The organism is Brevibacterium gallinarum (assembly GCF_014836885.1).
Taxonomy (GTDB): domain Bacteria; phylum Actinomycetota; class Actinomycetes; order Actinomycetales; family Brevibacteriaceae; genus Brevibacterium; species Brevibacterium gallinarum.
In genome coordinates, this window is the sequence record NZ_JACSPY010000003.1 from 169,212 (window position 1) to 186,677 (window position 17,466).

The following is a 17,466-nucleotide window of genomic DNA, read 5'->3' on the forward strand; positions in this document are numbered from 1 at the left end:
TGGTAGCGTTCCCTGACGTATGACGACACTGCTGAGCATCGTACCGATCGCCGTGGCCGTGGCTGTGCTCATCGCCGGCCGCGGCACACTCGTCGCTGCCCTCGGCGGAGCCGGTGCGGCGCTGCTGTGCGCCCTCGTCGCCGCCGCGGCTCCCGGCATCTCTCTGCATTTCGGGCAGCTGGCTGCCGCCGAGTCCCTCGACCTTGCCGTGCTGGCCGTCGAGGTGCTGGCGATTCTGCTGTTCGGGATGGTGCTCGCCCAGCTGCTGGAGGCGATCGGGGCGCTGCAGACGATCTCTGCGCGCATCCGCAGCCTGCTGCCCGACCCGGTCGTCGGGGCCGGGCTCATCGTCTTCGGGGTAGTGCCCTTCGTCGAATCGGTCACCGGCTACGGCATCGGCCTGACCGCCGGGATCCCGCTGCTGCGCAGGCTGGGCTTCTCCATCCGCACCTCGGCATTCCTCGGTCTGCTCGGACTCATCGCCGTGCCCTGGGGTGCGCTCGGACCGGGCACTGCGGTCGCTGCCCAGCTGACCGGGCTCGGTCTCCAGGAGCTCGGTGTCGGCTCGGCATGGGCGAACGCCCTGCCGGTCATCATCGTCTGCGCGCTCACGACCGCCTTCACCCGCGCCTGGCAAAGCCTGCCGGGTCTCCTCGGTCTCGTCGCGGCCGCCGTCTGCCTGTGGGGCGGCATCCTGACAGCGAACATGCTCATCGGCACTCCCCTGGCCGGTGTGCTCGGCTCGCTGCTCGTCATCGCCGTCCTGCTCGCCGGCTGTCTCATCAGCCGTCGCAGCCGGCCTGAGCCGTCGCCGGGCCGGCTGGCCCCGGCCCTGCTCCCCTACGCGGTGCTCACCGTCGGACTGCTGCTCGCCAGCGGTGCGGCGGCCCTCTGGCCGTCTCCGGTGACGGCGCTGCTGTCCGCACCGCCGGTGTGGCTGGCGATCGCGTGTGCGGTCGCTGGGCGCATGCTCGCGGCCAGGGCACCCGTCGCCGAGGTGGTGGGCGCCGCGGTGCGTGCGTGGATTCCGGTCGGGGTGGCCACTGCCGGTTTCATGCTGCTGGGCTGGCTGATGACCGACACCGGGATGACCGAGGTGATCGGCGCCGGGCTGGCGCGGATCGGCATCGGCTTCGCACCGGCGCTCACGGCGCTCGGTTCGGTGCTGACCGGGTCGAATACCGGGGCGAACGCGATGTTCGCCTCGACGGTCGGGGCGATGGCCGCCACCACCGGCACCGGGCTGCTGCCGGCGGTGGCGATGAGCAATGTCGCCGGATCGTTTGCCGCTCTGGCGACGCCGCCGCGTGTGGCTCTGGCGCTCAGTCTGGCGGCCTCGACTGCCGATGACGGCAGTTCAGCTCCTCCAGCTGGTGTGCAGCTGGCCCAGATGGAGCGCAGCGTGCTCATCTGGTCGCTGCTGACCGCCTTCGGCACCGCAGCGCTCGTCGGTGTGGTGCTGCAGCTGCTGTGAGCTCAGCTGCGGGACAGCTGCACCTCGATCGCGCGGCCGAGTCGGGCGATGCCCTCGTGGATCCGCTCGACGGTCGAGGATGCGAAGCACAGGCGCATGGCGTTCGAGAACTCACCGGCCGGTGAGAACGCCTCACCGGGGATGAAGGCCACACCCTCGTCCAGGGCGGTCTCGAACAGTTCGCGGGCGTCGATGTCGGCGGCGTCGCCGACGAGAGTCGCCCACAGGAAGAATCCGCCGTCGGGGTTGGTCAGCTCGACCCGGCCGGCCAGGTGCTTGGCGGCAGCTTCGAGCATCGCGTCCTTGCGCCGGTGGTAGGCGGTGCGCAGCATGTCGAGGTGCTCGGTGAAGCCGCCGCGGGTGAGGTAGTGGGCCACGAGCTGCTGGCCGGGCACCGATGCCGAGGCGTCCATCGCCTGGCGGACGTTGATGAGCAGCTGGCGGAGTGCCGGGTCGACCTCGACCCAGCCGACGCGCAGGCCCGGGGCGATGATCTTGGAGAACGAGCGGGCGGAGAACACCAGCGGGTCGTCTGGGCTGAGCTCGGCGAAGCTGGGGATGTACTCAGCGGAGAACCGCAGCGAACCGTACGGGTCGTCGTCGATGATGACGCTGTTCCACTCGTGGGCCAGTTCGAGCAGCCGCTGGCGGCGCGCCAGGCTCATCGTGACACCCGAGGGGTTCTGGAAGTTCGGGATGACGTAGATGGCCGTCGGTGTGCGGCCAAGGGTCGCGACGTCGCGGGCGAGGCGCTCGACGTCCATGCCGTCGTCGTCGACGGGGATCTGCAGCACCTCGGCGCCGTAGCTCAGTGCGGTGGAGGAGCCGTTGGTGTAGGTCGGGGATTCGACGGCGACGAGGTCGCCGTCGTTGACGAACATCTTGTAGGCCAGGTCGAGGCCCTGCATCCCGCCGCTGGTGACGATGATGCGGTTGGGGTCGACGGTGCGCGGGCCGGTGAGGTCCTCGGATGCGCAGATCGCGTTGATGAGCTCGGTCTCGCCCTCGGTCGGGCCGTAGGTGTAGGAGCTCGGGTCGGTCATCGTTCCGAGGATCTCGGCGAAGTCAGCAGCCGGGACGACCTGTTCGGCCGGCGCGCCCATGCCGAATCGGACGATGTCGTTGGTGCGCGAGGCCAGCAGGGAGACGGAGGCATCGATGACCGATCCGGTCCAGCCGCGGGTGCGGCGGGCCAGCGGCAGCGTTACGTCACCGAGCTGCCTGACCGCAGCCGTCGGGTCGACGGCGGCGTCGGCGGTAGTGGTGACAACCGGGTCTGCCGGCGCCTGGGTCATCATGTGCGATGCGGGAGTCATCAGTGCTCACTTCCGTCTCGGGGTCCGGTGCGGCGCCGACAGCGCTGTCTGGCGCAGGGTTCGAGCAGTGCATCCAGGACCGAGCCGGGGATACGTCTCAGCAGGTGGATGCGCCTGTCGGATGACAGCCTATCTCAGATTCCGGGCTCTGCAGCGGAGTACGCGCTGGTGCCTGAGCGCACCACCAGCACGGCGATGAGGGTGGTGGCTGGGATCGCGATGACGAGGCCGATCGAGGTCACCAGGGTGGAGACGACGGAGATCGCCTGTTCGCCGAGCGTGAGCGATTCGAGGAACGGCCGGGAGGAGGCGGCGACGAGCAGCAGCACGGTCAGCGCGCCTCCGGCGTAGGCGAAGGCGATGGTGTAGACGGTTGAGGCGATGTGGTCGCGGCCGATCCGCATCGCCGAGGTGAAGATCTCCCGGCGGGATGCCTCGGGACGGGAGGCGGCCAGCTCCCACACGGCGGCGGCCTGGGTGATGGTGACGTCGTTGAGCACGCCGAGGCCGGCGATGAGGATCGCGCAGACGACGAGGTCGGCCATCGACAGTCCGTCGGTCCAGGCGAGGATGTAGGTCTCCTCGGTGTAGATGCCGGCCAGCTTCGACCAGGTCGTCCACAGCGCGCCGAGCACACCGGTGATGAGGATGCCGAACAGGGTCCCGAGCAGCGCAGTCGTGGTGCGGGCTGAGAACCCGTGCGCCAAGTACAGCACGATGAACATGATGACCGCCGCAGCGGTGATGCCGACGAGCACGGCCGGTCTGCCGTCCATCACCGCCGGCAGCATGAACCACACCATGACGGCGTAGGCCAGTGCCAGGCCGATGAGCGCGCGCAGCCCTTTGAGCCCGGCGACGAGTATGACGAGGGCGGCGTAGACGAAGGCGAGGACGCCGAGGGAGATGTTGCGGTCGAAGTCGACGAAGACGAAGTCGGCAGCGGTCGGCTCGTTTGTCGGGTCGCTGCCGGGGGCCTGCTCCCCGCCGGGGGCCTGCTCCCCGGGTCCCTGACCCCCGCCGGTGATCGCATCGGCCACCGGGTCGGTCTGGGCAGCGTCCATGACGATGACCTTGATCCGGTCGCCTGCTGCGATGCCGGTCTTGATCGCCTCGGGTGGGGCGTACATCGTGCCGCTGCGCTCCCCGGTGTCGAGGGTGATGGCCCCGCAGCCGGTGGATTCGTAGTCCGGGCAGGCGCGCAGGTCGATCGATTCGACTGTGCCGGAGGTGAATTCGGCGCCCTCGGCCAGGGCTGCCGGATCCCACCGATCGGTGGCCTCAGACGACGGCCAGAGCCACACGAGCCCCACGACAGACAGGACGGCCAGCGGGATGAGCATCCCGAGCATGACCGACCAGGCCTGTCGTGAGGCGCGTGGCAGTGTTTCTGCGATGTAGTGCATAGCGGTGCGGTATCAGTGTCCTGACGCCGCGGGCCTGAGAACGAGGCTCAGATGCCCAGTTCGCCGGCGACGTAGGAGACGACTTCGTCGATGGCGATGCGCTCCTGGCTCATGTCGTCACGGCGGCGGACGGTCACCGCGTTGTCATCGAGGGTGTCGAAGTCGACGGTGATGCACAGCGGGGTGCCGATCTCGTCCTGGCGGCGGTAGCGGCGCCCGATCGCTCCGGCGTCGTCGAAGTCGACGTTCCAGCGCTTGCGCAGGTTCGCTGCCAGCTCGCGGGCCTTCGGCGAGAGCTTCTCGTTGCGGCTCAGCGGCAGCACGGCGACCTTGACCGGGGCCAGGCGCGGGTCGAGCTTGAGCACGATGCGCTTGTCGACGCCGCCCTTGGTGTTGGGGGCTTCGTCTTCGGTGTAGGCGTCGACGAGGAAGGCCATCATCGACCGGGTCAGGCCGAAGGACGGCTCGATGACGTACGGGGTGTAGCGGGTGCCGGCGGCCTGGTCGAAGTACTGCATCTTGTGGCCGGAGTGCTCGGTGTGGTTCGACAGGTCGAAGTCGGTGCGGTTGGCGATGCCCATGAGCTCGCCCCAGGCTCCGCCCTGGAAGCCGAACTTGTACTCGATGTCGATGGTGGCAGCCGAGTAGTGGGCGCGTTCGCCGTCGGGCACGTCGAAGCGGCGCATGTTCTCTGCCTTGACGCCGAGGTCGACGAACCAGTTCCAGCAGGCCTCGACCCATTCGTCGAAGAACCGCGGGGCGTCGTCGGGGTGGACGAAGTACTCGATCTCCATCTGCTCGAACTCACGCGTGCGGAAGATGAAGTTGCCCGGGGTGATCTCGTTGCGGAAGGCCTTGCCGATCTGGCCGATGCCGAACGGCGGCTTCTTGCGGTTGGCGGTGACGACGTTGTTGAAGTTGACGAAGATGCCCTGCGCGGTCTCCGGGCGCAGGTAGTGCAGTCCCTCTTCGTCATCGACGGCGCCGAGGTAGGTCTTCATGAGCCCGGAGAACTGCTTGGGCTCGGTCCAGTTGCCCTCCTGGCCGGTCTCCGGGTCGCGGATGTCGGCCAGTCCGTTCTCCGGCTCGCGGCCGTGCTTGGCGATGTAGGCCTCGATGAGGTGATCGGCGCGGTAGCGCTTGTGGGTGTGCAGCGACTCGACGAGCGGGTCGACGAAGGTCTCGACGTGGCCGGAGGCCTCCCAGACGCGCTTGGGCAGGATGATGGAGGAGTCGAGGCCGACCATGTCCTCACGCCCGCGGACGAACTCCTGCCACCACAGGGCCTTGATGTTCTCCTTGAGCTCAACGCCGAGCGGACCGTAGTCCCAGGCGGAACGGGATCCGCCGTAGATGTCTCCTGCCTGGAAGACGAACCCGCGCCGCTTGGCCAGGGTGATGACGGAATCCAATGTCGAAGCCACGTGAAATATCTCCTTGAGTCGACTGCGAACGGCTGGCTGCTGTTCGTACCGCTCCCAGGGTAGCGAATCCGCCGACCTGCCGCGTCTGCGGATCCCACCGGCCACCTGAGAGTGATATGACTAACAGCATGACGTCCCCTCCTGCCCATATGCGCATCGCCGAGCAGCTGCGTGACCGCATCGCCTCCGGTGCGTGGGCACCGGGCGCCCGGCTGCCGGCTGAGCGGATGCTCGCCGCGCAGCTCGGCGTCTCCCGGATGACGGTCCGCCAGGCGCTGGCGGCCCTGCAGCTGGAGGGCCGGATCTCCCGGCGCACCGGGCGCAGCGGCGGCACCTTCGTCGCCGAGGAGCTGCCGGAGGTGGAGCTGTCGTCGATGCGCGGGTTCATGGGCCAGCTGAGCGAGGCCGGCCACGATGTCACCTCCGAGGTCGTCGCGGCGTGCCTGCAGCCGGCCTCGGCGGAGGCGGCCACGGCCCTGGGCTTGGACCCCGGCGCCGAGGTGGTGCGCGTGCACCGGCTGCGATTGGTCGATGGCACTCCGGTTCTGGTGGAGGACTCCTGCTTCCCGGCAGCACTCGTGCCAGGCATGCTCGAATATGACCTGACCGGTTCGCTCTATGCGATCCTCGCCGAGGTGTTCGGTCAGGCTGCGTTGTCGAAGACCGAGGCGCTGACGACCGCGGTGGTCGGCGCAGCCGATGGGAAGCTGCTGCGGATCGGCGCCGCGCAGACGGTGCTGCGTCTGACGCGCACCTCCTTCACCCAAGCCGGCACCCCGATCGAGTACTCAGCTGACACGCTGCGCACCGACCGGTTGCGGATCACCGTCAGCACCCCGTCGCACGGCAGGTGAGCCGGTAGTGCTCAGGCAGCCGGAGGTGCTCAGACGGCCAGTGCTGCGCCGATCTCGGCGAGGGTCAGGCCGCTGCCACCGACCATGAGCACCGACATGCCCGCCGCCTCGCCAGCCTGCCGACCAGGTGCGGAGTCTTCGACGACGACCACCCGTTCATCTGCAGCGACCCCGAGCTGCCGGGCGGCGGTGAGGAACCCCTCGGGTGAGGGCTTGCCGGCGCTGACGTCCTCACACGCGATGACGGCGGCGACGTGCTCGGCGATCCCAGCCGCCTGCAGTGCACCGGTCACCAGCCGGCGGTAGGTGCCGGTCACGACCGCCACGGGCACACCTGCACCGGCCAACGTGCGCACGAGGCGGCAGGTCTCGGCAGCGATCCGCGGACTCTGGGCGACGGCGGCGAGATAGGCCTCGGACATCCGGTCGGCGATCTGCTCGGGCGTGACCGCGCGTGCGCGGGCGGCGAGCGCGGCGGCGATCTGGGGATCGGACAGGCCGAGGAAGTCGCTTTCGTAGGACCTGGCCGTGAGCTCGATGCCGCTCTCGGCGGCGATGTCGCAGTAGATCGCGGCGAGCAGGTCCTCATCGGCTGACAGGGTGCCGTTGAAGTCGAACAGAACCGCGGCGGCGGTTTCGAGCTGCTGCAAGGCGGTGCTCGCCGGGGCGGCGGTGCTCGCCGGGGCGGGTGAGGTGGTGGTCATCGGGTCTGTCTCTCCTGGTTGCAGGGCGGGTGCTCCGCTCATCCTGCCCCGGCTCAGCCCAGCCGCGCAAATGGTCTATACCATTATTTACCGGCTGATCACCTGACGTTCTCTCCACTGTCACCGGCGCTTGCGAGAGTGGCCGCGGCCGCTGGTCACCAGCACCGGACCTCGCCAAAGGAGAATCATGACCACCACCCGCCGTTCCTTCCTCGGCCTCAGCGCCCTGACCCTCACCACCGCGGGCCTCGGCCTCGCCGGCTGCTCCACCGACTCCGCCAGCGCGTCGACGGAGATCGGCACCACGCTCGAGGAGATCATCGAACTCGCGAAGAAGGAGGGCAAAGTCCAGCTCATCGCCTATCCGGAGACCTGGGCGAACTACAAAGGCCACTTCGAGCAATTCACAGCCGCGTACGGCGTCGACACCCCTGTCGCCAGCCCGGATGCCTCCTCGGCCGAGGAGCTGCAGTCGGTCAAGCAGCTCAAGGGCCAGAAGACCCAGCCCGATGTCCTCGACATCGGCTACTCCTTCACCCAGACCGCGATCGACCAGGACCTCCTGTCTGCATACAAGCCCTCGAACTTCGACGCGATCCCCGACGATCTCAAGCACCCTGAGGGTCTGTGGGTCGGCGCCTACTACGGCGTGCTGTCCCTGGGCGTGAACACGAAGCTCGCCGACAGGCCCGAGAAGCTCTCCGATCTCCTCGATCCCGCCTACAAGGGCAAGGTCGCCCTGCCCGGCGACCCGCGCGAAGGCGCCTCGTCGATCGCGACCGTCTTCACCGCTGCCCTGGCCAACGGCGGCAGCCTCGACGACGTCGGCCCGGGCATCGATTTCTTCGCCGAGCTCGCCGCCTCCGGCAACCTCGTCAACATCTCCTCAGTCCCCAATGCGCTCTCGACCGGGCAGGCTGCGGTCGTCTTCGACTGGAACTACAACTTCCTCGGCATCGAAGAGGAGATGGCCACCTCCGGCGTCGCGCTTGAGCACTGCGTGCCGGAGGAGGCGGTGTTCGGCAACTTCTACGCCCAGCCGTGCACCATCGACTCCCCGCAGCCCAACACCGCCCGCCTGTGGGTCGACTGGCTCACCAGCGACGAGGGCAGCGAACAGTACGCCCTCGGCGGGGCGATCCCGGCGCGGTTCACCGAACTCTCCGAAGCCGGCAAGCTCTCCGATGAGGCGATGGCCAAGCTGCCCGAGCCGGCGATCCTCGAAGCGGTGAACTTCCCGACCGTCGCCCAGGGTGAGGCCGGTGCAGAGCTCATCACCCGCGAATGGGCCGGCAAGGTCCGCTCATGACGTCTGCCCGGACCATCCCCTGGGGAGCGGTGCCGTTCTTCGCGTTCGTCACCGTCTTCCTCATCATCCCGGTCATCGCCAACGTGTGGGCTGCCCTCACCCCGGCAGGGCAGCTCTCCACCGCCAGCCTCACCCAGCTGGCCGAGCCGCAGTACGCCGATGCCTTCCTCATGACGACGAACCTCTCGCTCGTCACCGCACTGCTCGGAGGCATCCTCGGGCTCATCCTCGCGTGGGCGCTGACCGTGGTGAACCGCCCGGCCTGGCTGGCCAGGCTCGTGATGAGCTATTCAGCCCTGGCCAGCCAGTCCGGCGGCGTACCGCTGGCGTTCGCGTTCATCGCCGCGCTCGGCTCCCAGGGGCTGGTCACCGTGCTCGTCACCGACGTCTTCCCCGGCGCCCTCGACGACTTCCGCCTCGACTCCTTCTGGGGTGTGGCACTGGTGTACCTGTACTTCCAGGCACCGCTCATGACCGTGCTCATCCTGCCGGCTCTCGGTGCGCTGACCCAGCAGATGTCCGAGGCCGCCCAGACGATGGGCGCCTCCAGGCTGCGCTACCTCACCGACATCGCGCTGCCGATCCTGAGCCCCTCGATCGTCGGGGCACTGCTGCTGCTGTTCGCCAACTCCTTCTCCGCCTACGCCACCGCCTATGCGCTCGCCGGCGGCGGACTCAACCTCGTGCCGATCGTCATCGGCTTCTTCCTGCGCGGCAACGTCATGCTCGACGAGTCGATGGCCGCCGCCCTGGCCACCGGCATGATGCTCGTCATCATCATCGCCATGGGCATCCGCCTGCTCATCGAAAGGAGGTCACGGCGTTGGCAGCTTCCGTCGAATTCCTGACCACCCCCACCGGCACCCCAGCCGGAACCGGTGCTTCCCGTGCCCGAGGTGCCGGCCGCCTCGGGCACGGGAAGCGCACCCGGGCTGCCGGCCGGCTCCATGTGCTCGGCATCGTCGTGCTCGTCATGGCGATGGTGCTGTTCTTCACCCCGCTCATCGCCTCGGCGATCTTCGGGTTCACCCTGCCCGGTGTTGGTCTGACCTTCGCAAGCCTCAGCCAGGCGTTTTCCAACCCGATGGCTGTGCAGGCTGTCATCATGACGGTGCTGCTCGGGCTGCTGACGACCGCGGCATCGCTGGCGCTGCTGGTGCCCACGATCGTCTACCTGCATCTCAGGGCCCCGCGGGCGGCGAAGCTGGCCGAGGCGCTCTCGGTCATCCCGATCGTCGTCCCGGCCGTGGCGCTTGTGGCCGGTGCCGGGGTGTTCTTCCGCGCTGTCGCTCCCGGGTTCCTCGTCAGCCCGTATGCGCTCGTGCCCTTCTACGTCATCATCACGATGCCGCTGGTCTACCGGGCCCTCGATGCCGGCCTGTCAGCCCTGCACCTGCGCACGCTCTTCGCCGCAGCCGCCAGCCTTGGGGCCTCCCCGTGGCGCACGCTCATCGGGATCGTCCTGCCGAACCTGCGCGCCGCCCTGCTCTCGGCCGGGCTGCTGTGCATGGCGATGGTGCTCGGAGAGTTCGCCCTCGCCAGTCTGCTGCTGCAGTACACCTTCCCCGTCTTCCTCGTCGAGACCGGCGCCGCGGCCCCGCGCGGGGCGGCAGCCCTGTCGTTCGTCACGATGCTCGCCACCTGGGGCCTGCTGGCCCTCATCTCGCTCATCTCCGCTGCCGGCAACCGCCGCAGGCGCACCCCGGCAGCGGCACCCTCTGTCACGTCCACCGCCAAGGAACAGCCATGACCACCATCACCACGCCCCTGCGCGAGGAGTTCGTGTCCCTGTCTCACGTCATGAAGACCTACGGGTCCAAGACCGTCCTGTCCGACCTCAGCCTCGACCTGCACCGCGGGGAGCTGCTGGCCCTGCTCGGCCCGTCGGGCTGCGGGAAGACGACGACGCTGCGGATCCTCGCCGGCCTCGAGACCCCGGATGCCGGTAGCGTTCACATCGGCAAGCGCGACGTCACTGCCGTCGATGTGCGCCGCCGCGGCATCGGCATCGTGTTCCAGTCCTACAGCCTGTTCCCCCACATGACTGCAGCGGAGAACGTCGGCTACGGACTGCGGATCCGCCGGCAGGCCGGCCGTGCTGCGACGGTGGCCGAACTGCTGGAGACCGTCGGACTGGCCGAGCACGCCGCGAAGTACCCCGCCCAGCTCTCCGGCGGCCAGCAGCAGCGCGTCGCCCTGGCCCGGGCACTGGCGCTGGAGCCGAACGTGCTGCTGCTCGACGAACCGCTCTCCGCCCTCGATGCCGCGGTGCGCGTGCAGCTGCGCGAGCACATCCGCCGCATCCAGATGGAGAAGAACATCACCACCCTCATGGTCACCCACGACCAGGAAGAAGCCTTGACGATGGCCGACCGGGTCGGCGTCATGAACGCCGGGCGCATCGAACAGCTCGACACCCCCGCCGAGCTCTACCGCCGGCCGGTCAGCCCGTTCGTCGCGACCTTCGTCGGCAACGTCAACCGGATGCCGGCCCAGCGGACCGACAACGGCACCTATGCCGTCGCCGGCCGGCCCGTCACCCCGATCGGCGAGCTGCCGGCAGGTACCACGGCTGCGACCGCGCTCATCCGGCCTGAGGACATCGCCATCAGCCACGCTCACGCCTCCGGCACCTGCCCGGGGCTCACCGGTGTGGTGCACTCGAGTGTGCTGCGCGGTTCGCTCAGCAGCGTCTACGTCGATGTCGCCGAGCTCCCCCAGCCGGTGCGCGTCGACCTCTCGACCGCGCAGGCGAGCGCCTTCGCTCCCGGCGCCGATGTCAGCCTGCAGCTGCTGCGCAGCGAAGCCGTCCTCGAACCCGCCAGCCCGGCAACTGCCGCACACGCGGATGCCGCGCACGCAGGTGATGCCCACGAAGATGATGCCCAGGCGTCCACCGCCTCGGGCACGGCGCAGGCAGCTGGAGTGCGGGCATGAGCGGGCCGAAGGTCCTGCTGCTGGGCATCGACGGCTGCCGCCTGTCGATCACCGGCGAAGACGGCATCGCCCCGCACCTGCACCGGATGCGGTCTGCCGGGCGGCTGCATGGGATGACGATGGTGCCGCCGACGATGTCCGGGCCGGGCTGGGCGAGCATCCTGACCGGATCGACGCATGAGCAGCACGGGGTGGCCGGCAATGACTTCATCGGCCACCGGCTGCACTCCCGCCCGGATCTTCTCGCCCGCGCCTTCTACGCTGATCAGTCGACGACGACGTTCGCTGCTGCCGGATGGCCGCCGCTCATCGACCCGCACGGGCTCGGCCCGGTCATCCACCAGCGGCTCGAGCAGCAGTGGGCCGGCCAGCACCGCATCATCGCCCGCGATGGTGAGACGCACGGCTATGTGCGCGTCGATGCCGAGATCGCCGACTATGCCGCCGCGATGCTGGCAGGGCAGCAGGCTGCCGATGTGTCGTTCGTGTACTTCTGCGATGTCGATGAGACCGGGCACCTCTACGGGCTCATGGGCAGCGAGTACCGGCAGGCGATCGGCCGGGTCGATGCGCACCTCGGCCGGATCGCCGCTGCGATCGAGCAGCGGGCGGCCGAGCGCGGCGAGGACTGGATTGTCATCATCGTCACCGACCACGGGCATGTCGATGCCGGCGGGCACGGCGGGGACACGCCGGAGGAGTGCGCGTCCTTCGTCATCACCTGGTCACCGGGCGGGCCGGCGCGGCTGCCGGACTGGCCGGATGAGATCGCCCCGCATGAGCTGTGCGAGCTCATCCTCACCGCCCGCGCTCAGGGTGACGTGTCCGGTCACACATGAGCCCGATGCGGGCAATGGCAGCTGCGGCAGGTAGGATTGACTGTGGTTCCGGCCGCTTCGTGTCTGACAGATGACGCTCCTTCGGCCGCTAGAGTTCGATCACACTCCCACTTCGAGGCATGTTCCGATGCCGAAGTCTGTCCATTCCGTGATCCGTGTGCCCTATTTGGAGATTCATGACATCCGTCCATCCGTCTGCTGACCCGCAGGCGCCCGCTGCCCCCACCACCGATGAGGCTGCTGAGATCCAGCCGCCGGCCGTGCAGTTCTGCGACTTCGACATCGACCCGCGGATCCTCTCCGCACTCACCGACCTCGGTTATGAGACCCCGTCTGCCGTGCAGGAGCAGGCGATCCCGCCGCTGCTCGACGGTGAGGACGTCATGGGCTTAGCCCAGACCGGCACCGGCAAGACCGCTGCTTTCGCCGTGCCCGTCCTCGACAGCCTCGCCGATGCCGGCCGCGCCGATGACGGCCCGCTGGCCCTCGTGCTCGCCCCGACCCGCGAGCTCGCCCTGCAGGTCTCCGAGGCCTTCACCTCCTATGCCGCCCACCTGGCCGGGTTCTCGATCCTGCCGATCTACGGCGGCCAGTCCTACGGCCCGCAGCTGGCCGGCCTCAAACGCGGCGCCCAGGTCGTCGTCGGCACGCCCGGCCGGGTCATCGACCACCTCAAGCGCGGATCGCTCAAGCTGCACAACCTGCGCCACCTCGTCCTCGATGAGGCCGATGAGATGCTCAAGATGGGCTTCCAGGAGGACATCGAGGCGATCTTCGAAGCTGCTGGCGACCAGCGCCAGGTCGCGCTGTTCTCGGCCACCATGCCGAAGTCGATCCACCGGATCGCCGAACGCTACCTCAGCAATCCGCGTGAGATCCGCGTGACCCCGTCGTCGACGACTGGGACGAACATCCGCCAGCGGTTCCTCACCGTGATGCACTCGCACAAGCTCGATGCGCTCACCCGGATCCTCGAAGTCGAGCAGTACGACGGCATCATCATGTTCGTGCGCACCAAGCAGGCCACCGAGGAGCTGGCTGACAAGCTGCGCGCCCGCGGCTTCAAGGCCGCTGCCATCAACGGCGACATCCCGCAGCAGGCTCGCGAGCGCACCGTCGAACAGCTCAAGGCCGGCCGCATCGACATCCTCGTCGCCACCGACGTCGCCGCCCGCGGCCTCGACGTCGAACGCATCGAACTCGTCGTCAACTACGACATCCCGCACGACCCGGAGGCCTACGTCCACCGGATCGGTCGCACCGGCCGGGCCGGACGCTCCGGCGAGGCGATCCTGTTCGTCACCCCGCGTGAGCACCACCTGCTCAAGGCCATCGAGAAGGCCACCCGCCGTGCGGTCGAGAAGCTCATGCTGCCCACACCCGAAGAGCTGACGAACACGCGGACCGACAAGTTCAAGGCCCGCATCACCGCAGCACTCGAAACCCTCGACCTGACAGAGATGCGCCCGGTCATCGAACAGTACGAGCAGGCCCACAACGTCCCGGCCACCGAGGTCGCCGCGGCACTGGCGACCCTGCTGCTCGACGGTGAGACCCTGGCTGCTGACCCGCTGCCCGAACCGACCACCCGCAAGCCGCGCTCGGAGCGCGAGGCCGGCAAGGGCGGCAAGCACCGCAAGGACGGGATGCGCACCTACCGGATCGCCGTCGGCCGCAATGAGCGCGTCCAGCCCGGCGGCATCGTCGGTGCGATCGCCAACGAAGGCGGCCTGACCTCAGCCCAGATCGGGCACATCGACATCCGCTCGAACCACTCGCTCGTCGACCTGCCGGCCGACCTGCCCGACGAGGTCTTCGAACGGCTGTCACGCACCCGCATCCAGGGCAAGCACATCGACCTGCGCCCGGACACCGGACGCCCGGGCCGGCCGTTCAAGAAGCGCTTCGACCGCGGGGCCGGCGCCGATCACGGTTCGAAGCCCGGCTTCCGCAAGAAGCACGGCCGCGGTCCTTCCGGCTCGCGCTCGGGTTCCGGCGGCGGTCACCGCAAGGGCGGCTACCAGAAGGCCGGCGCACCCCGGAAGTGAGACACCGACTCGAACACTGTGGACACGAGGCCAGTTGACGGTGCGAATCGTGTAGTCTTCGCCGGTGCAGGGGGAGGTGTTCATGTCCAACACTGCACCGGCGAACTACTGGTGGTGGTTCGGTTCTGACTCAGCTGCCGCAGCCTCAGCAGGTATGCGAGACTTCCTCGTGCCGCTGCTGGCCCTGAGTGTGTCTGTCTCAGCAGCCCAGGCCGGCATGGTGAGCACCATCCAGTTGCTGCTCACACAGGCTTTGCTGATACCCGGTGGATTGGTCATCGACCGATTCGGACGCCGGGGCTTGGTCACTGTCAATGCGTCAGTGAATGCCATTGTCCTGCTGGTCTTGAGCGCTCTCGCGTTGACCGGCAATCTGACACTTCCTGTGCTCATCGGCGCCGCCATCATACTGGGCGTCTGCACAGAGCTGTTCGGCGAGGCAAGTGACGCTTTGCTGCGGAGCATCGTCACCCAGGAAAGCTATCCGAAGGCGATCACCGTCAACGAAGGCCGAGACGCTGCCCTGCGGCTGGCCGCTGCTCCTGCCGGGAGTGCTCTGATGGGTATCGCGTCAGGCTTAGGGCTGCTGATCTCTGGTGTGCTCAGCGCAATCGCGGGGGTCTTGATCACCCGGGTAAGGGGCATCTCCGGTCCACAGAGCCAGAATGCGACCACAGTTCGAAGCCAAGTGAGTGAGGCCTACACGTGGCTCAAGGGAACCCGGCGAGCTGGTCTGCTTGCCCTGCTCGTGGGATCCGTGAACTTCAGCGTCGCCGGCGTGATGACCACCACCCAATTCGCAATCTTCCTGCGCACACGTGAGGCCTTAGACGTTGGCATCATCACAATGTCCGCAGGGATCTCGGTCATTGTGGGTGCGGTGTTAGCACAAGCCGTCTTGGATCGAGTTCCAACCGGGATACTGATTCCTGCCCTCTTCGCCTGGCTCGGGGCTGGAATGACAATATTGGCGTTCTTCCATACCGGGGTGGCTCTCGTCGTCGTGCTCATGGCGACCTTCCTCGGCGTTCCCTCATTGAACGGTGCCATGTCGGGATTCTTCTTCTCTTCCACCCCCGAAGAGCTGCAAGGGCGTGTCCAAGCAATACTCGCCTCATTCACATTAGGACTAGGCGCACTCGCCCCGGCAGCAGCTGGTTTCGTCCTCCAGCATTGGGGCACAGGGTGGGCCTACGCCATGGCCTTGACACCGATGGTCATCGCCCTGACAGTTGCACTCATGTCCACACGGATTCGCGAGCTTCCCACGCCTGAGAACTGGTACCAGTATGAACTGTGATGTATCTATTCCGGGCAGCGAGGTTCCCGCCGCAGTCTGAAACAGTCTGTGATGCTGTGAAGAGGGCGGAGTAGCATGGCCTCCATGCGCGTCTCCGCCCTCTTCCGCTTCCCACTCAAGGGCTTTCCCGCCGAGCCGATCGAGACCGGTTCTGCGCGCGCCGGCTCAGGATTCGACGGCGACCGCGCCTTCGCCTTCACCACCGGTGCCGCACCGGCTGTGCCCGGCCAGTGGGCTGGCCCGCGTTCGTTCACGGTGCTCAAGAACGACACCTCACTTCAGCAATGGCAGGTGCGCACCCGGCATGACGCGTCCGCTCCCGAGGCGCCGGTCGCCATCGGCGTGCAGGCACCCGACGGCGGCCAGGTCACCTTCTCCCATGGCGCGCCGGAGAGCCTGCACGCAGCAGAGGATTTCCTTGCTGCCCGGCTCACGCCTCACGGGCCGCACCGACGCGAGCTCGTGTCCACCGGCCAGGGGATGTTCGACTCCCAGGTGTCCGGTCTGTCGATCATCAATCCGGCGACAGCGCAGGCACTCGAAGGACTCGCCGGAGGGCCGGTCGATCCGCTGCGCTTCCGCGGCAACATCCTCATCGACGGGCTTCCTGCCTTCGCGGAGTTCGGGCTGGTCGGCAAGCGGCTGCGCATCGGCGGAGTGGAAGCGGTTGTGCGCTCTCCGATCGAACGCTGCCCGGCCACCGAAGTCGATCCCACCTCGGGAGCGGCCGACCTGCCGATCCCCCGTCTGCTGGCCGCCGGGTGCGGGCATCTGCACTGCGGGATCTACCTCTCCGTCACCACAACCGGTGAGATCCGGCCAGGCGACCGGATCGAGGTGCTCGGCCCGGCACCGGTGGCGGCGCTCAACCGCCAGACCGCTCCCAGGGAGATGACCATCGAGACGGTTGACTGCCGTGAGGGCGTTGCAGAGATCCGGCTGAGCGACGATCTCGGGTTCATCTCCGACTTCCACTCCCCCGGTATGCATGTGCGGGTGCACCTGCCCGACTCGCCGGCCGGCACGCCGACCTGGCGCTGCTACACGGTCACAGCCGTCACCGGGAACGCACTGCACCTGCGGGTGCGCATCCGCTCCGGAGTCTCCCACCGGCTGGCGGGCATGAAAGCCGGTGACAGGCTGCTGGTCTCCGGGCCGTTCGGGCAGGTGACCGCCGATCGGCTCGGTGACGAGGTCGTGTTCCTCACCGCCGGCATCGGCATCACCCCGGCACTGTCTCTGCTGCCCGGTTTGGCCGGCCGGCAGGTGCGCATCCTCCACTCCGAACGCAGCCCGGCACCCAGCCGCCTGTGGGAAGAGCTCACCGAACTCGCCGCTGGCATGTCACCGGCACCTGAGCTCATCCGCCGCTGCACCGGCCCGGGCCACGGCGGCTCCCGGCTGGGCGCAGCAGAACTGGCCTCCCACCTCGGGCCCGGCACGAGTCTCGTGATCTGCGGCCCGCCAGCCTTCACTGCTGTGGCGACCGACGCGGCCGCGGCAGCCGGGATCGCCGCCGAGCAGATCCATACCGAGATATTCACGTCGCCTGCCGACATGACTCGCATCGACCTCAGCCGGTACGCACCGGAGGCCGGTGTGCCTGCCACCGTGACCACCGCCTCGGGCACGGTGTTCGACTGGACACCGGAGCAGGGGATGCTGCTCGACGCGCTCGAACGCCGCGACGTCGACGTCGACAGCCTGTGCCGGGCAGGCGCGTGCGGGAAGTGCGCGCTGACCCTGCGCGCAGGCCAGATCGCCTACCCGGTCGAGCCCTCAGCACCACGGGACGCCGATGAGGTGCTCGTGTGCTCGGCGGTGCCGCTCGGGCCGGTCGAGATCGACGTGTGAG

Annotated in this window: 14 protein-coding genes; 10 read left to right on the forward strand and 4 right to left on the reverse strand. The window is 68.3% G+C overall.

Translation table 11 applies throughout. The features are described from left to right. Positions 1-19 precede the first annotated feature (19 nt). The gene (locus H9634_RS04925) at positions 20-1,474 is read left to right on the forward strand and encodes an L-lactate permease (RefSeq protein ID WP_191725636.1); all 1,455 of its coding nucleotides are present in this window, start codon (positions 20-22) and stop codon (positions 1,472-1,474) included. 2 nt (positions 1,475-1,476) lie between these two features. Here H9634_RS04925 and H9634_RS04930 read toward each other — a convergent pair whose 3' ends face one another. The 3 genes from H9634_RS04930 to H9634_RS04940 all read right to left on the reverse strand — a co-directional run bounded on the left by H9634_RS04930 (position 1,477) and on the right by H9634_RS04940 (position 5,620). Continuing rightward, on the reverse strand, positions 1,477-2,790 hold the full coding sequence (locus H9634_RS04930; protein ID WP_225210595.1) for an aminotransferase-like domain-containing protein: 1,314 nt from the start codon (positions 2,788-2,790) through the stop codon (positions 1,477-1,479). A gap of 134 nt (positions 2,791-2,924) precedes the next feature. Then, positions 2,925-4,196, reverse strand: a complete 1,272-nt coding sequence (locus H9634_RS04935; RefSeq protein WP_191725637.1) for a YibE/F family protein — start codon at positions 4,194-4,196, stop codon at positions 2,925-2,927. Positions 4,197-4,243: 47 nt separating this feature from the next. Further along, positions 4,244-5,620, reverse strand: a complete 1,377-nt coding sequence (locus tag H9634_RS04940; protein ID WP_191725638.1) for a glycine--tRNA ligase — start codon at positions 5,618-5,620, stop codon at positions 4,244-4,246. Between the two features lie 128 nt (positions 5,621-5,748). Between H9634_RS04940 and H9634_RS04945 the strand changes: the two genes are divergently transcribed. Next, entirely contained in the window at positions 5,749-6,474 is a 726-nt protein-coding gene (locus H9634_RS04945; protein WP_191725639.1) for a GntR family transcriptional regulator, read from the forward strand. A gap of 29 nt (positions 6,475-6,503) precedes the next feature. Here H9634_RS04945 and H9634_RS04950 read toward each other — a convergent pair whose 3' ends face one another. Continuing rightward, entirely contained in the window at positions 6,504-7,178 is a 675-nt protein-coding gene (locus tag H9634_RS04950; RefSeq protein ID WP_191725640.1) for an HAD family hydrolase, read from the reverse strand. A 187-nt stretch (positions 7,179-7,365) separates the two neighbouring features. On the opposite strand from H9634_RS04950, the gene H9634_RS04955 reads away from it, so the two are divergent. From H9634_RS04955 to H9634_RS04990, 8 genes are all read left to right on the forward strand, one after another. Further along, positions 7,366-8,487 (forward strand): ABC transporter substrate-binding protein, encoded by a 1,122-nt coding sequence (locus H9634_RS04955; RefSeq protein ID WP_191725641.1) that lies wholly within the window; start codon positions 7,366-7,368, stop codon positions 8,485-8,487. After that, on the forward strand, positions 8,484-9,335 hold the full coding sequence (locus H9634_RS04960; protein ID WP_191725642.1) for an ABC transporter permease: 852 nt from the start codon (positions 8,484-8,486) through the stop codon (positions 9,333-9,335). Before H9634_RS04955 ends, H9634_RS04960 begins: the two co-directional genes overlap by 4 nt. Beyond that, positions 9,311-10,237, forward strand: coding sequence for an ABC transporter permease (locus tag H9634_RS04965; RefSeq protein ID WP_191725643.1), 927 nt, complete (start codon positions 9,311-9,313; stop codon positions 10,235-10,237). Before H9634_RS04960 ends, H9634_RS04965 begins: the two co-directional genes overlap by 25 nt. Next, positions 10,234-11,424, forward strand: a complete 1,191-nt coding sequence (locus tag H9634_RS04970; protein ID WP_191725644.1) for an ABC transporter ATP-binding protein — start codon at positions 10,234-10,236, stop codon at positions 11,422-11,424. Before H9634_RS04965 ends, H9634_RS04970 begins: the two co-directional genes overlap by 4 nt. Next, on the forward strand, positions 11,421-12,263 hold the full coding sequence (locus H9634_RS04975; RefSeq protein WP_191725645.1) for an alkaline phosphatase family protein: 843 nt from the start codon (positions 11,421-11,423) through the stop codon (positions 12,261-12,263). Before H9634_RS04970 ends, H9634_RS04975 begins: the two co-directional genes overlap by 4 nt. 176 nt (positions 12,264-12,439) lie before the next feature. Further along, a complete protein-coding gene (locus H9634_RS04980; protein WP_191725646.1) occupies positions 12,440-14,311 on the forward strand; it encodes a DEAD/DEAH box helicase in 1,872 nt (623 codons plus the stop codon). Between the two features lie 82 nt (positions 14,312-14,393). Then, entirely contained in the window at positions 14,394-15,611 is a 1,218-nt protein-coding gene (locus tag H9634_RS04985; RefSeq protein ID WP_191725647.1) for an MFS transporter, read from the forward strand. 84 nt (positions 15,612-15,695) lie between these two features. Next, complete coding sequence (locus H9634_RS04990; protein WP_191725648.1) at positions 15,696-17,465, forward strand: MOSC domain-containing protein; 1,770 nt, start codon at positions 15,696-15,698, stop codon at positions 17,463-17,465. Position 17,466 lies beyond the last annotated feature (1 nt).

Coding starts and splice junctions, on each gene's coding strand:
- H9634_RS04925 (WP_191725636.1), top strand. CDS start 20: ATGACGACACTGCTGAGCATCGTACCGATCGCCGTGGCCGTGGCTGTG.
- H9634_RS04930 (WP_225210595.1), bottom strand. CDS start 2,790: ATGACTCCCGCATCGCACATGATGACCCAGGCGCCGGCAGACCCGGTT.
- H9634_RS04935 (WP_191725637.1), bottom strand. CDS start 4,196: ATGCACTACATCGCAGAAACACTGCCACGCGCCTCACGACAGGCCTGG.
- H9634_RS04945 (WP_191725639.1), top strand. CDS start 5,749: ATGACGTCCCCTCCTGCCCATATGCGCATCGCCGAGCAGCTGCGTGAC.
- H9634_RS04950 (WP_191725640.1), bottom strand. CDS start 7,178: ATGACCACCACCTCACCCGCCCCGGCGAGCACCGCCGCCCCGGCGAGC.
- H9634_RS04955 (WP_191725641.1), top strand. CDS start 7,366: ATGACCACCACCCGCCGTTCCTTCCTCGGCCTCAGCGCCCTGACCCTC.
- H9634_RS04960 (WP_191725642.1), top strand. CDS start 8,484: ATGACGTCTGCCCGGACCATCCCCTGGGGAGCGGTGCCGTTCTTCGCG.
- H9634_RS04970 (WP_191725644.1), top strand. CDS start 10,234: ATGACCACCATCACCACGCCCCTGCGCGAGGAGTTCGTGTCCCTGTCT.
- H9634_RS04975 (WP_191725645.1), top strand. CDS start 11,421: ATGAGCGGGCCGAAGGTCCTGCTGCTGGGCATCGACGGCTGCCGCCTG.
- H9634_RS04980 (WP_191725646.1), top strand. CDS start 12,440: ATGACATCCGTCCATCCGTCTGCTGACCCGCAGGCGCCCGCTGCCCCC.
- H9634_RS04985 (WP_191725647.1), top strand. CDS start 14,394: ATGTCCAACACTGCACCGGCGAACTACTGGTGGTGGTTCGGTTCTGAC.
- H9634_RS04990 (WP_191725648.1), top strand. CDS start 15,696: ATGCGCGTCTCCGCCCTCTTCCGCTTCCCACTCAAGGGCTTTCCCGCC.